The sequence below is a fragment of the Microbacterium flavescens genome (assembly GCF_018588945.1).
GTDB lineage: Bacteria > Actinomycetota > Actinomycetes > Actinomycetales > Microbacteriaceae > Microbacterium > Microbacterium flavescens.
Window position 1 is genome coordinate 270271 of record NZ_JAFIWA010000002.1, and the last position, 14533, is coordinate 284803.

The window sequence follows — 14533 nt, forward strand, 5'->3', positions numbered from 1 at the left end:
ACCGGCACGCCGTAGGCTGTCCTGGTGACCACCGCCCTCTATCGCCGCTACCGACCCGAGTCGTTCGGCGAGATGATCGGCCAGTCGCAGGTCACCGAGCCGCTCATGACCGCGCTGCGCGGTGACCGCGTCGGGCACGCCTATCTCTTCTCGGGTCCGCGCGGGTGCGGAAAGACCACCTCGGCCCGCATCCTGGCGCGGTGCCTCAACTGCGCGGCCGGTCCGACCGACACCCCGTGCGGCACGTGCGACAGCTGCGTCGAGCTCGGCCGCGGCGGCGGCGGGTCGCTCGACGTCGTCGAGATCGACGCGGCGAGCCACAACGGCGTCGACGACGCCCGCGACCTCCGTGAGCGCGCCGTCTTCGCCCCGGCGCGCGACCGCTTCAAGATCTTCATCCTCGACGAGGCGCACATGGTGACGCCGCAGGGCTTCAACGCGCTGCTCAAGCTCGTCGAAGAGCCGCCCGACCACGTCAAGTTCATCTTCGCGACGACCGAGCCCGAGAAGGTCATCGGCACGATCCGCTCGCGCACCCACCACTACCCGTTCCGGCTCGTCCCACCAGGAGCCATGCTCTCGTACGTCGAAGAGCTCTGCACGCAGGAGGGCGTCGAGGTCGAGCTGGGCGTCCTGCCGCTCGTCGTGCGCGCCGGCGGCGGCTCGCCGCGTGACACGCTCTCGCTGCTCGATCAGCTGATCGCGGGCTCCGAAGCGGGCAAGGTCCGCTATGAGCGGGCCGTGGCGCTCCTCGGGTACACGCACGCCGAGCTCCTCGATGAGGTGGTCGACGCCTTCGCAGCGAACGACGCCCAGGCCGCGTTCGCCGCCGTCGACCGCGTCGTGCAGACGGGGCAGGATCCCCGCCGGTTCGTCGACGACCTCCTCGAGCGCCTGCGCGACCTCATCGTCGTCGCCGCCACCGGCGACGGCGCCGCGGCGGTCCTGCGCGGCGTGTCGGCCGAAGACCTCGAGCGCATGGGCCGCCAGGCCGACGCGTTCGGCTCGGTGCGCCTGTCGCGCACCGCCGACCTCGTCATCGCGACGCTCGACGACATGACCGGCGCCACCTCGCCCCGCCTGCAGCTCGAGCTCATGGTCGCCCGCGTGCTGGCGAGGGGAGCGGATGCCGCGGCCCCGGCCGCCCCCGCCGCACCCCCGGTCGTCGAGCGAGCGCAGCCCACCCCGGTCGTTGAGCGAGCGCAGCCCACCCCGGTCGTTGAGCGAGCGCAGCCCACCCCGGTCGTTGAGCGAGCGCAGCGAGACGAAACGCCCACCCCGCCGCCCGCCGCTACGCCCGCCGCACCACCGGTCGTCGAGCGAGCCCAGCGAGACGAAACGCCCACCCCGCCACCCGCACCCGAGCCCGCACCCGCGCCCGAAGGGCCTGTCACGCTCGACCGCATGCGCGCCGCGTGGACCGAGGTGCTGAGCCGGCTCGAGAACATCAGCCGCACATCGTGGCTGCTCGCCTCGAACGCCGAGGTCGCCGGCCTCGACGACGACGTGCTCACCCTCGCGTTCGCCAGCCAGGCCGACGTGACCAAGTTCAAGCAGCGCGCCGCAGGCGGCGGCCCGAGCGAAGACCTGCGCCAGGCGATCCTGGCCGTCCTCGGCATCCGCGTGAAGTACCTCGCGAAGCACGACGGCGGAGGTTCCGCACCGTCCGGCCCCGGCTCGGCGCCCGCCGCCCCGCCCGTCTCGAGCCGCCCTGCGCCCGCGCGGGCTGCGGCCCCCGCGGCGGCCGCACCGGTCACCGAGTGGGCCGTGGCGCCGATCCCCACCGATGCCGACGCGCCGCCGCCCGACCCGGGCCCGCCCGCGTCGCTTCCCTCCGCCCAGTTCGCGGTGGACGACGAGCCAGAAGACGCCGCGGCGCGGTCGCGCGTCGCCACGCTGGCCCCCGCCCGTGAGGGCGAGGTGCTGCGCACCGTCGACGTCGAGCCCTCCATCGAGCCCGACGACGACGACGGCGATGCGCCCGAGCCCGCGGCCGACCTCCCGGTTCCGCCGGTCGTCGCGCCGCCGCTGCCTCCCGTCGTCACCACGCGCAACGACGGCGTCCAGCGCTACGGCGAGGCGGTGGTGCGCCAGATGCTCGGGGCGAGGTTCGTGCGCGAGGAGCCCTACGAGCCGCCGACGAGGTTCAGCTAGGCCATGTACGACGGGATCGTCCAAGACCTCATCGACGAATTCGGCCGCTTGCCCGGCATCGGCCCGAAGTCGGCGCAGCGCATCGCGTTCCACATCCTGCAGACGCCGAACTTCGACGTCACGCATCTCGCCCAGCTGCTCGCCGAGGTGCGCGACAAGGTGCGCTTCTGCGAAGTGTGCGGCAACGTCACCGAGCAGGAGCGCTGCTCGATCTGCCGCGACCCGCGCCGCAACATGAGCCTGATCTGCGTGGTCGAAGACGCCAAGGACGTCGCCGCCATCGAGCGCACGCGCGAGTTCCGCGGCCGGTACCACGTGCTCGGCGGCGCCATCAGCCCGATCGCCGGCATCGGTCCCGACGACCTGCGCATCACGCAGCTCATGCAGCGACTCGCCGACGGCACCGTGCAGGAGGTGATCCTCGCCACGAACCCGAACCTCGAGGGCGAGGCCACCGCGACCTACCTCAGCCGGCTGCTGAACACGCTCGAGATCTCCGTCACCCGACTGGCGTCCGGCCTTCCCGTCGGAGGCGACCTGGAGTACGCCGACGAGGTGACGCTCGGCCGCGCCTTCGAGGGTCGGCGCTCTGTCTGACGTCCGCCGTACATTGGCAGTCGTGCGCGTCGCGACGATCTCCGGCGCTGGGCATCCTTGAGCGATGGAAGAGACGACGTGAACGGCATCATCCAGCGGTTCGACGCCCGGGCGTGGGTGCTGTTCGCGATCATGGCGCTGGTGTGGGGCATCCCCTACCTCTTCATCAAGGTGGCCGTCGACTCCTACTCGCCCGCCGCCGTCGTGGCGGGGCGCACGCTCATCGGGGCTGTCATCCTGCTCCCGTTCGCCCTGCGCCAGAAGGCGCTGCGCCCCGCGATGTCGAGGATCGGCTGGGTGCTCGCGTTCGGGGCGATCGAGATGGCGGGGCCGTTCCTCCTGCTCGGGCACGCCGAGCAGACCCTGCCCTCGGGGCTGACCGGCCTGCTGGTGGCGACGGTGCCGCTCTTCGCCGCGGTGATCGCGCTCGGCGGAGGCGACCGATCGGTGCTGCGTCCTCTCCGGGCGGTCGGCCTGTTCGTGGGGTTCATCGGCGTCGCCGTCGTCGTCATGGGGCCCGGACTCGCCGTCGAAGGCGGGGGAGGGCTGATCGCGATCGGCGAGGTGCTCCTCGTGGCGCTCCTCTATGCGATCGCGCCGTTCATCATCGCGCGCAAGCTGCACGACGTCCCCTCGCTCGGCACGATCACGCTCTCACTCCTCGCGGTCGGCATCTTCTACCTGCCGATCGGGCTGCTCACCCAGCACGAGGTGCCGACGCTCGACAGCACGATGGCACTCATCGCCCTCGGCGTCGTGTGCACGGCCGTCGCGTTCATCGTGTTCTTCGCGCTCATCGCCCGTGTCGGCCCCGTCCGCGCGCCGCTGTTCACGTACGTCAATCCCGTCGTTGCGATCATCCTCGGCACGATCATCCTCGGGGAGAGCCTCACCATCGGGCTGCTCATCGGCTTCCCGCTCGTCATCCTGGGGTGCTGGCTCGCGGCCACCGGCGGAACCGTCCGTCCGCCGCGCCAGGTCGAGCGCGAGCCCGAGGTCGAGGCCGAACTGCCGCCCGTCGCTCCCGGCTGATCGTCACCGAGTCGACCGCGTCAGCGCAGCACTTCGACGAGGGCCACCCACGAGACCATGATCGCCGACACGATGGCGAGCAATGAAGCGACCGCCGCGACCAACAGGCCGCCGGAGGCGCCCAGCACGATCATCGTCGCCGCGACGGCGTAAGCCACCACCGGCGCGAACCCCAGCGCCGACTTGAAGAACCGGCCCACGTGCTCGGGCGCGGGGTCGCGCGCGATCGTGATGGCGGCGTGCACCTGGAAAGCGGCCGCCGCGATCGCGCCGGCCGCGATGGTGACGCCGTACCAGATTGTCGCCATATCGGGCACGAGGCCCAGACCGGTGACGACGATCGCCAGCACGAGAGCGGCGATCGCGGCTCCCAGTCGGGAGGTGAGGGTGTTGGACTTGATGATCTCTGCGATGTTGACGCTCGATGCGACGATCACGAGACCGGCCAGGGCGGCGGTGGCGCCCACCATCGCGACGTTGAACTCCGACCACGCCTCCAGTTGGTCCATGCCCGGATGCTATCGCCCGCGGGCGGCGCGGTGACTCGTCACATGGCGGGGGAGGAATCAGCGCGTCCGTAAGATGGAGGCTCGGGTGCGGCATCCGATCGCTCCTGTCAGTCTTGCGTGCCGCACCGCGGCATTTCGGGGAGTTCCACGTGGCGCTGATCGTCCAGAAGTACGGCGGGTCGTCGGTCGCGGATGCCGAGAGCATCAAGCGCGTCGCCAAGCGCATCGTCGATGCGCGCCGTGCCGGGCACGACGTCGTCGTCGCCGTGAGCGCCATGGGCGACACGACCGACGAGCTGCTCGACCTCGCCGCGCAGGTCGCGCCGATCCCGGCTCCGCGCGAGCTGGACATGCTCCTCTCGAGCGGTGAGCGCATCTCGATGGCGCTGCTGGCGATGGCGATCCACTCGATGGGCTTCGAGGCGCGCTCGTTCACGGGCTCGCAGGCGGGCATGATCACGGATGCCACGCACGGCGCGGCCCGGATCGTCGACGTGACCCCGATCCGGCTGCGCGAGGCGCTCGACGAGGGCGCGATCGTCATCGTCGCCGGCTTCCAGGGCTTCAATCGCGACACCCGCGACATCACCACGCTGGGTCGCGGCGGCTCCGACACGACCGCCGTCGCCCTCGCGGCGGCGCTCCAGGCCGACGTGTGCGAGATCTACAGCGATGTCGACGGCATCTTCACGGCAGACCCGCGCGTCGTGCAGAAGGCCCGCAAGCTCGGCGTCGTCTCGGCGGAGGAGATGCTCGAGCTCGCCGCCAACGGCGCGAAGGTGCTGTACATCCGCGCCGTGGAGTACGCGCGCCGGCACGGTGTGCTCATCCACGCCCGATCGACGTTCAGCTCGAGCGTCGGCACCTACGTTCTCGGCCCGGGGATGACGCTCCCCGACGGCGCAAAGGGAGAAGACATGGAAGAGCCGATCGTCGCGGGAGTCGCGACCGACCTCAGCCAGGCCAAGATCACGGTCATCGGCGTGCCCGACGTGCCCGGCAAGGCTGCCGAGATCTTCAAGGTCGTGGCCAAGTCCGGCGCCAACGTCGACATGATCGTCCAGAACGTGTCGGCGGCCGCGACAGGGCGCACCGACATCTCGTTCACCCTGCCCAAGACCGACGCCGCCACGGCCCTCAAGGCGCTCGCCGGCGACCAGGCCGAGATCGGCTTCCAGAGCCTCGTGCACGACGACCAGATCGGCAAGCTCTCGGTGGTCGGCGCGGGCATGCGCACCCACTCGGGCGTCTCTGCGACGCTCTTCGAGGCGCTGAGCGTGTCGGGCATCAACATCGAGATGATCTCCACCTCCGAGATCCGGATCTCGGTCGTGGTGCGCGGCGACGATCTCGCCGAGGCCGCTCGCGTCGTGCACACCGCCTACGGCCTCGACGGCGACGGCGACGCCGTCGTGCACGCCGGCACCGGCCGCTGACTCCGGCTTCGGCCCTACGACCTCACGGCGACATCCGGTCGCGGAGAAGCCCCGCGACGAAGGCGTCGACGACCGTGTCGGTGGAGGTCTCGGCGTCGATCGGCAACGTGAGCCGGTCGAGGATCAATCCGTCGATCGCGTAGTGGAACAGTGCGATGTCGAAGGCGTCCCCGGGGAGGCCAGCGTTGCGGTTGAAGGCGACGTCGGCCTCGAAGCCCGCACGTATCCACTGACCCAGGCGGTCGGCGACCATGGGATTGCGTGCCGCTTCGAGACGCAGCGTGAACAGTGCGAGTGTGACCTGCCGGTCGCCCAGCAGTCGGCGCACGATGTCGCGCAGGTAGTCCGCGAAGAGCGCGGTCCCGGGGGTGCGCGCAGCCAATTCCTGGTGCACTTCCGCGGACGGGGTGAGCCTTTGGCCGATCTGCGCGACGATCGCGTCGATCAGGGCGTCTCGCGACCGGAAGTAATTGGACGCCGTGCCCAGAGGTGCACCCGCGCGCACATCGACGGCGCGGTGTGTCAAGCCACGCATCCCTTCGTCGGCGACGACCGCGATGGCAGCGTCAGCCAACTGTTCACGGCGGGCATTGTTCCGGGCCATGCGTGCACTGTATCCGATTCACGACAAGTGTTGTGAATGCCGTCGCAGTTCGCTACGGTGATCGGATAACCACAACATCTGTCGTGAAAGAGAATCATGCGAGAACTCGTCTACTACGTCGCCGTCAGCCTGGACGGCCGGATCGCTTCGCCCACGCACGGCTTCGAGTCCTTCCTGGCGGAGGGCGACCATGCGGCGGTCCTCACCCCCGAGTGGGGCGACACCATCCCGGAGCCGATCCATCGGGCTCTCGGGCTCGACGTTCGTCGGGGCTCCCTCTCCACCGTGCTGATGGGCTGGAACACCTATGCAGTGGGTCTTCCCGAGATGCCGAGCCCGTACTCGCACCTCGAGCAGATCGTGTTCTCGCGCACGCGAACGGCGGCGGCGGGAGCAGGCGGCGTCCGGATCACCGACGACGACCCCCGGGAGGTCGTCACCGCGCTCAAGCAGCAGAGCGGCGGCGACATCTGGCTGTGCGGAGGAGGCGTGCTGGCGGCACAGCTCGTGGATCACATAGATCGCCTGGTGCTGAAGGTGAACCCGTTCGTCTTCGGAGACGGCATCCCCCTGTTCGCGGGGGAGTACCTGCCCACCAGGTTCGCGCTGGAACGCTCCCGAGCGTTCGAGTCGGGCGTCGTCGTGAACGAGTACCGCAGACGGTAACGGCGGAGCTCGCCGCTTCGGCGGGGCGGTAGAATCGGGCAACCCCGCGCGTCCGATGGTGCCCGCGCGCCCGCTTCACGCTCGTGCCCACGCTGAGGAACACCATGACCCGCATCTCCGATTCAGGACTCTCCGTCGCCGTCGTCGGCGCCACCGGCCAGGTCGGCACCGTCATGCGCGAGATCCTCGCCGAGCGCAACTTCCCGATCCGCGACCTGCGCCTCTTCGCCACCGCGCGCTCGGCCGGCACGGCCGTCGAGTTCGCCGGGCGCACGATCGTCATCGAGGATGTCGCCACGGCCGACCCCGCGGGGATCGACATCGCCCTGTTCTCCGCAGGCGCCACGGGCAGCCGCGCGCACGCTCCGCGATTCGCCGAGGCCGGCGCGCTAGTCATCGACAACTCGAGCGCGTGGCGCATGGATCCCGAGGTGCCGCTCGTCGTCAGCGAGGTGAACCCCCACGCCATCGCCGAGGCGAAGAAGGGCATCGTCGCCAACCCCAACTGCACGACGATGGCCGCCATGCCGGTACTCAAGGTGCTCGACGCCGAGGCCGGCCTCGAGCGCCTCATCGTGTCGACCTACCAGGCCGTCAGCGGCTCGGGGCTCGCCGGTGCGCAGGAGCTCCTCGGTCAGGTCGAGGGCGTCCTGGCCCAGGGCAACACGCTCGACCTGGTGCACGACGGCTCGGCCGTCGACTTCCCGCAGCCGGAGAAGTACGTCGCCCCCATCGCGTTCGACGTCATCCCGCTTGCCGGCAACCTCGTCGACGACGGGCTCAACGAGACGGACGAGGAGAAGAAGCTCCGCAACGAGAGCCGCAAGATCCTCGAGCTGCCTGACCTGCGGGTGGCGGGCACGTGCGTGCGCGTGCCGGTGTTCACCGGTCACTCGCTCAGCATCCACGCAGAGTTCGCCCGCGACATCACGCCCGAGCGTGCGCGCGACCTTCTCGCTTCCGCCCCCGGCGTCTCGCTCGAGGAAGTGCCCACGCCGCTGCAGGCCGCAGGCAACGACCCGACCTATGTCGGCCGGATCCGCGCCGACCAGTCGGCGCCGGAGGGCAAGGGCCTCGTGCTGTTCATCTCGAACGACAACCTGCGCAAGGGTGCGGCGCTCAACGCCGTGCAGATCGCCGAGGTCGTTGCGGCCTCGCTCGGCGCGCACGCCTGAGGAGCGGCATCCGCTCCCTTGATCGGTCTGCAAGAAGTGGCATTCTTTCACGATGAGACGCCGCCCACGGTCGGAGGCGGTGTCGTCCCGAACTAGACTCGTCGGGTGACCGAAACGCACGACGCCCTGCCCAACCCCGACGACAGCGACCTGCCCGACGGCACCGTCGATGTCCTGCTCATCGGCGGCGGGATCATGAGCGCGACGCTCGGCACCCTGCTGCAGGAGCTGCAGCCGACGTGGAAGATCGCCGTCTTCGAGCGGCTCCACGACGTCGCGCTCGAGAGCTCGAACGCCTGGAACAACGCGGGCACCGGCCACGCCGCACTGTGCGAGCTCAACTACACGCCCGAGGGCAAGGACGGCTCCGTCGACCCCGCGAAGGCCATCTCGATCAACGAGCAGTTCCAGCAGAGCCGGCAGTTCTGGTCGTCCCTCGTCGAGGAGGGCGTGCTCGACGCCCCGTCGACATTCATCAACTCGGCGCCGCACATGACGTTCGTGCGAGGCGAGAAGGACGTCGCCTTCCTCAAGAAGCGCTACGAGGCGCTCCGCGAGCAGCCGCTCTTCGCCGGCATCGAGTACAGCGAGGACTCGCGCGTCATCAACAAGTGGGCGCCGCTGCTCATGCAGAAGCGCCGCAAAGGTGAGCCGTTCGCGGCGACCCGGGTGCCCGCCGGCACCGACGTCGACTTCGGCGCCCTGACCCGCCAGCTGTTCGATCATCTCGCCGAGAACGGCGCCGACGTGCGCACGAACACCGAGGCGCGTCGCCTCAAGCGCCTCCCCGACGGCTCGTGGCGGGTGAAGTTCCGCCGCACGATCGGCCGCACGCCGGGCGAGATCCGCGCGAAGTTCGTCTTCGTCGGTGCGGGCGGCTGGGCGCTCAAGCTGCTGCAGCGCTCGGGCATTCCCGAGATCTCCGGCTACGGCGTCTTCCCGATCGGCGGCCAGTTCCTCAAGACGACCAATCCCGCCCTGGTCGCCCAGCACAAGGCCAAGGTGTACTCGCAGGCCTCGGTGGGCGCTCCGCCCATGTCGGTGCCGCATCTCGACACGCGCGTCGTCGACGGCGAGGCATCCCTCCTCTTCGGGCCCTTCGCGACGTTCAGCCCGAAGTTCCTCAAGAACGGATCGCTGTTCGACATCGTCGGACAGGTGCGCCCGGGCAACCTCGGCCCGATGCTGAAGGTCGCCTGGGACAACCCGTCGCTCATCACCTACCTCGTCGGCGAGCTGGTGAAGAACCACGCCAAGAAGGTCGACAGTCTCCGCACCTTCATGCCGACCGCCAAGGACGAGGACTGGGAGCTCATCCAGGCCGGTCAGCGTGCGCAGGTGATGAAGAAGGACCCGGAGAAGGGCGGCATCCTGCAGTTCGGCACGGAGGTCGTCACCGGCGCCGACGGCACGATCGCCGGACTCCTGGGCGCCTCACCCGGAGCCTCGACCGCGGTGTCGATCATGCTGGGCCTGCTGAAGACGTGCTTCCCGGAGCAGGTCGGCGATTGGGAGCCGCGCCTGCGCGAGCTGATCCCGAGCTACGGCGACACGCTGAACGCGCGTCCCGACGCTGCCGAAGAGGTGCTCAGCGAGACCGCCGAGACCCTCGCTCTCACGGCGTAGGGGCGTCACCGCCGCGGTTCGCGATCCGGCTGGCCCTATCGTGGGGAGCATGCGGCTCGGGGAACGCCTGACCTGGCGCACGGCTGCGCTGGCTGTCGTCGTCGTCGGCGCGATCCTCGCTGCGCTCCTCGCCCTCGCCGTCACGCACCCGCGAAGCGACCCCGCCGCGCTCGCGGGGCGCGGCGCCGAGCGCGGTGCCCAGGCGGCCCTCGGCGCCCAGGCGGCGGGCTCCGTCGACGACTTCACCTTCGACTCCTTCTCGGCGGACTACTGGCTGGCTCGCGCCGCCGACGGCGGCAGCCGGCTCGTCACGACCGAGACGATCGTGGCCCGGTTCCCCGAGTTCGACCATAACAAGGGCATCGTGCGGGCTCTGCCCCGCATCGACAGCGGCCTCGACCTCAGCACCCAGGTCCTCGACGTGACGGGCGCCGACGGGGCACCCATCCCGTGGTGGACCGAGCGCGACGAGGACTGGGTCTACGTCCTCACCGGCGATGACGACTACGTCCGCGGTGCGCAGACCTACGTGATCACCTATCTGCAGCGCGACGTCGTGCTCCGCTACGACGACACCGACGCGGACGAGTTCTACTGGGACACCGTCGGCACCGATCACGCGCAGCCCTTCGGCGAGGTGAGGGCGCGGGTCCACGTCGCCGGGGACGCGGCATCCGGTCTGCTCGAGGGCCGTGCGTTCTGCTACACCGGTCTTGCCGGGTCGACCGAGCAATGTGCGATGGAGGGTCCTGCCCCCGACACGGCCTGGCCCGCCGTCGCCTCGCTCTGGCTGGGTCTGCCGACGCCGGAGGTGCGGGATGCCGGGGCCGTCGTCTTCACCGCAGGTGACGAGTCGCTCGGACCGCACGAGAACGTCACCCTCGCCCTCGGATTCGCGCAGGGCACGTTCGCGGCGCCGTCGCCGCCGCCGCCGCCGCCGTACCCGTGGTGGCAGTGGATCCTCCCGGTCCTCCCGCTGTCGGCCGGAGTCGGGGGCCTGGTCTTCGTCCTGGTCGTCAGAGCCGCCGCGCGCCGCAATCCCGACGACTCACCGGTGCTGGTGCAGTACACCCCGCCCGCGGACGAGTCGGTCACGCTGTCGGCCGGCGTCCTCGATGTGCCCGAGCGGGCTCTCGCCGCGCACGTGGTCGACCTGGCGGTGCGCGACAAGATCGAGATCCGTGCGGCGGGGGAGCGCGACGAGCCCGAGGACTTCCACCTGGTGCTGGTCCATCGCGGCGGGCTGCAGCACGACGATCGTCGTGTGGTCGACACGCTGTTCGGGAAGGATGCCGCACCCGGCGCGGATCTCGATCTGGGCGCCTTCGCGCGCAAGCCGCCGAGCCGCGCGGTCACCTACGTGCGCCGCATCGACACCTTCACCACTCAGCGCGGCTACCGCTCGCCACTGCCGTCGTGGATCGCCTCGGTGCGCGGTGCCGTGCAGTACAGCGGCATGGTCCTGTCGCTCCTGCTGATCTTCGTCGGCGACGGATCATGGGAGGTGCTGGCACCCCTCGGGGCGGCAGGCAGCCTGCTGTACATCGTCGCGATCGCGAGCGGCTTCTTCGCTTCCTTCGCCCTGCCGCTGATCTCGACACCGACGACCGTGCTCACCCGCGCCGGCGGGATACACCGCACGTACCTCGAGGGAATCCGCGCCTACCTCCGCCTGGCGGAGGAGGAGCGTCTGCGGGCGGCGCAGTCGCCGCGCACAGCCGACCTGGTGTCGGCGGGAGTGCGGGCCTTCGGGGAGGTGCCGAACGCGCCGGGCGCCGATGTGGTGAACGTCTACGAGCGCCTGCTGCCCTACGCGGTGCTGTTCGGCATGGAGCGTGAGTGGGTCGACGTCATCCGCAGCGCCGCGCCGGGCGTCACGGACTCCGCTCCGCTGTTCGACGCGGTGACGTCCAACGCGCTGTCCGACGCGTCGCGCTCGATCGGTCGACTCGCCGCGACTCCCGTCTCGAGCGGCCGCTCCAGCGGAAGCAGTTCGTCGTCGCGGTCGAGCTGGTCATCGTCGGGTGGATCGTCCGGTGGCGGCTTCTCCGGCGGAGGCGGTGGCGGCGGCGGGTTCGGCGGTCGCTGACTTCCGTAGACTCACCGGGTGGCAAAACTGTACTTCCGCTACGGCGCGATGAACTCCGGCAAGTCGACGTCACTGCTGCAGGCCGCGTACAACTACGAAGAGCGCGGGCAGCACGTCCTGCTCGCCAAGCCCGAGATCGACACCAAGGGCGCCGACCAGATCGACAGCAGGCTCGGCGTGAAGCGCACAGTCGACTTCCTCATCACCCCTGACGCCGACCTGCGGGTGCTCTTCGCCGAGCACCGCGCGCGGGTGCGAGCGCAGGCCGAGGACGCGCTCATCCCGGAGTCCGCCGCGACCGGCGCTGCGCCCGATGTGGCGTGTCTGCTCATCGACGAAGCACAGTTCCTCACGCCCACGCAGGTCGAGGACCTGTTGCGCATCGTCGTGCTCGACAGGGTTCCCGTGCTGGCATACGGCATCCGCACCGACTTCCAGACCCAGGCGTTCCCGGGCTCGCGGCGGCTGCTCGAGCTCGCCCACAGCCTCGAGGAGCTCAAGACGATCTGCCGCTGCGGCCGAAAGGCGCTCTTCAATGCGCGGCTCGTCGGAGGCCGCTTCGTCTTCGACGGCAGCCAGGTCGCGATCGACGAGCTCTCGGCGGATCGGGTGACCTACGAGTCGATGTGCGCCGAGTGCTACCTGCGCGAGTCCGGCGGCCGCATCGCCGGCTCCTGACGCCCGCGTAGGCTGGTTTCATGCGTGCACTTCTCGCCGGCGGCGCCGGCTACGTCGGGGCCCACACGGCCGTCGCCCTCCTCGAAGCCGGGCACGAGGTGGTCCTGCTCGACGACCTGAGCAACGCCTCGGCGGCGGTCGCCGAACGGATCGGCCGCATCACCGGCAAGGACGTGTCGCTGGTCAGCGGCGATGCGACCGACGAGGGCGCCATCGCCGCCGTCTTCGACGAGCACGGGCCCTTCGACGCGATCGTGCACCTGGCTGCGTTCAAGGCGGTCGGCGAGTCGACGCAGAAGCCGCTCGACTACTACGACAACAACCTCAACACGACGTTCGCGCTGCTCCGCGTGGGCATGGCGCGCGGCATCCGCTCGTTCCTCTTCTCGAGCACGGGCACGGTGTACTCCGACCCCGCCGATCTGCCCTTCACCGAGGAGTCGAAGACGAGCGTCGACCTGTCGAACGCCTACAGCAAGTCCAAGCGCATGAACGAGGTCGTGCTCGAGGACGTCGCGCGCGTCAATCCCGACCTCGACGTGACGGTGCTGCGCTACTTCAACCCGGTCGGCGCCCACCCGAGCGGTCTCATCGGCGAGGACCCGAAGGGCGTCCCGAACAACCTCATGCCGTACGTCCAGCGTGTGGCGATCGGCGAGCTCGATCGCGTCGGCGTGTTCGGCACCGACTACGACACCCCCGACGGCACCGGCCTGCGCGACTACATCCACGTGGTGGACCTCGCCGAGGGCCATGTCGCCGCCCTCGAGAAGGGCGAGCCGGGCTACACCGTCTACAACCTCGGCACCGGCGAGCCGGTCAGCGTGCTCCAGCTGATCGCATCGTTCGAGAAGGCGATCGGCCGCGAGCTGCCCAAGGATCTCCTCGAGCGCCGGGCCGGTGACGTCACGGCGACGTACTGCGATCCGTCGAAGGCCGAGCGCGAGCTGGGCTGGAAGGCGAAGCTCACGATCGACGACGCCTCGCGCGACGCGTGGAAGTGGCAGTCGCAGAACCCCCAGGGATTCGCGGGCGTCTGAGACGGGGCTCATTCCCCGCCGTCAGGCGGTCTTCGGCTCCTTCGACCCGCCGCGTCGGCGGGAGGGGAGCGGGACGAGCATCGACGTGGTCCGCTTGTAGCCGGCGTACGCTGGGTACTTCGCGGCGGTGATGGACTCGGTGAAGATGGTCGACCCGATGAAGAGCAGCGTGAGCAGCGCGGCGCCGGCGATCGTCCAGTTGAGGGCGCCGCCCCACACGCCGAGACCCGCCGAGACGGCCGCGGTCGCTCCGATCGCGTAGAACGCCCACCACTGCGCCTGCTCGAAGAAGAAGTTGGGGTGGCGGCTGTAGGCGAACATGCCCGTCGTGAGGAAGCCCGGTTCGAGCGTTCCGCCCGCGGCCTTCTTCGCCCGGTGGAAGTCCCACTGCTGCTGGTCGGCGATGAACTCGCCGACCAGGAACGCCGCGAAGAGCGCCGAGAACGCGGCATCCCACCCTCCGAACCGAACCGGGTGCAGGAACGCGATGTACGCGGGAAGCGTGATGAGCACCAGCAGCGCGTTCTGGTACAGCACGATGAAGAACAGGTTGAAGACCTGGAACTGCCACGGCTTCATGCGGCCCCGCAGGATCGCCCAGCGGTAGTCCTCCATGCCGGTGTACCCGCCCTTGCGGGCGAAGTTGAACGTGAGGCGCGCACCCCACGCGGTGACGAGGACGGCCATGACGACGAGCCGCACCGCATCGACCCCCGCGGCGATGCCGGCGATTGCGAAGATCCAGACGTAGACGACCGGGACGACCGACCAGAGGCGGTCGACCCACGAGGTGTCCTTGGTGATGAGAGACGCGATCCAGCAGAAGGCGCAGGCCACGCCCGCGACGATGACGACGAGGAGGAGGGGATCCATGGGCTCAGGGTAGTGCTTGCGTGTGGTCGGACCACAAGTTACTGTGGTCTGACC

13 protein-coding genes are annotated in these 14533 nt (G+C 70.0%); 10 read left to right on the forward strand and 3 right to left on the reverse strand.

From position 1 onward, the window contains the following. The first annotated feature begins 24 nt into the window (after window positions 1-24). The 3 genes from JX005_RS04965 (at window position 25) to JX005_RS04975 (ending at window position 3783) form a co-directional block, all read left to right on the forward strand. Entirely contained in the window at window positions 25-2154 is a 2130-nt protein-coding gene (locus JX005_RS04965; RefSeq protein WP_214466316.1) for a DNA polymerase III subunit gamma and tau, read from the forward strand. 3 nt (window positions 2155-2157) lie between these two features. Beyond that, window positions 2158-2751 (forward strand): recombination mediator RecR, encoded by a 594-nt coding sequence (gene recR / locus JX005_RS04970; protein ID WP_214466317.1) that lies wholly within the window; start codon window positions 2158-2160, stop codon window positions 2749-2751. Between the two features lie 78 nt (window positions 2752-2829). Then, a complete protein-coding gene (locus JX005_RS04975; RefSeq protein ID WP_307858495.1) occupies window positions 2830-3783 on the forward strand; it encodes a DMT family transporter in 954 nt (317 codons plus the stop codon). A gap of 20 nt (window positions 3784-3803) precedes the next feature. Here the strand turns inward: JX005_RS04975 and JX005_RS04980 are convergent, their stop codons facing one another. Then, window positions 3804-4292: a hypothetical protein gene (locus tag JX005_RS04980; RefSeq protein ID WP_214466318.1), complete on the reverse strand. Its 489-nt coding sequence runs from the start codon at window positions 4290-4292 to the stop codon at window positions 3804-3806. A 149-nt stretch (window positions 4293-4441) separates the two neighbouring features. Here JX005_RS04980 and JX005_RS04985 point away from each other — a divergent pair, with 149 nt between their 5' ends. Beyond that, window positions 4442-5728, forward strand: coding sequence for an aspartate kinase (locus tag JX005_RS04985; RefSeq protein ID WP_214466319.1), 1287 nt, complete (start codon window positions 4442-4444; stop codon window positions 5726-5728). A gap of 22 nt (window positions 5729-5750) precedes the next feature. Here JX005_RS04985 and JX005_RS04990 read toward each other — a convergent pair whose 3' ends face one another. Beyond that, on the reverse strand, window positions 5751-6332 hold the full coding sequence (locus JX005_RS04990) for a TetR/AcrR family transcriptional regulator (RefSeq protein ID WP_214466320.1): 582 nt from the start codon (window positions 6330-6332) through the stop codon (window positions 5751-5753). A gap of 96 nt (window positions 6333-6428) precedes the next feature. On the opposite strand from JX005_RS04990, the gene JX005_RS04995 reads away from it, so the two are divergent. The 6 genes from JX005_RS04995 to galE all read left to right on the forward strand — a co-directional run bounded on the left by JX005_RS04995 (window position 6429) and on the right by galE (window position 13606). Further along, on the forward strand, window positions 6429-6998 hold the full coding sequence (locus JX005_RS04995) for a dihydrofolate reductase family protein (protein WP_214466321.1): 570 nt from the start codon (window positions 6429-6431) through the stop codon (window positions 6996-6998). Between the two features lie 104 nt (window positions 6999-7102). Next, a complete protein-coding gene (locus JX005_RS05000; protein WP_214466322.1) occupies window positions 7103-8173 on the forward strand; it encodes an aspartate-semialdehyde dehydrogenase in 1071 nt (356 codons plus the stop codon). A gap of 105 nt (window positions 8174-8278) precedes the next feature. Then, window positions 8279-9799, forward strand: coding sequence for a malate:quinone oxidoreductase (locus JX005_RS05005; protein WP_372447318.1), 1521 nt, complete (start codon window positions 8279-8281; stop codon window positions 9797-9799). A gap of 49 nt (window positions 9800-9848) precedes the next feature. Next, window positions 9849-11888 carry a DUF2207 family protein gene (locus JX005_RS05010; protein ID WP_214466323.1) on the forward strand — a complete coding sequence of 680 codons (2040 nt, stop codon included), beginning with the start codon at window positions 9849-9851 and terminating at the stop codon, window positions 11886-11888. 18 nt (window positions 11889-11906) lie between these two features. Continuing rightward, window positions 11907-12566 (forward strand): thymidine kinase, encoded by a 660-nt coding sequence (locus JX005_RS05015; RefSeq protein ID WP_214466324.1) that lies wholly within the window; start codon window positions 11907-11909, stop codon window positions 12564-12566. 20 nt (window positions 12567-12586) lie between these two features. Continuing rightward, complete coding sequence (galE, locus tag JX005_RS05020; RefSeq protein ID WP_214466325.1) at window positions 12587-13606, forward strand: UDP-glucose 4-epimerase GalE; 1020 nt, start codon at window positions 12587-12589, stop codon at window positions 13604-13606. 21 nt (window positions 13607-13627) lie between these two features. On the opposite strand, the gene JX005_RS05025 is transcribed toward galE, so the two are convergent. Then, window positions 13628-14479, reverse strand: coding sequence for a DUF1295 domain-containing protein (locus tag JX005_RS05025; RefSeq protein WP_214466326.1), 852 nt, complete (start codon window positions 14477-14479; stop codon window positions 13628-13630). Window positions 14480-14533: the final 54 nt, after the last annotated feature.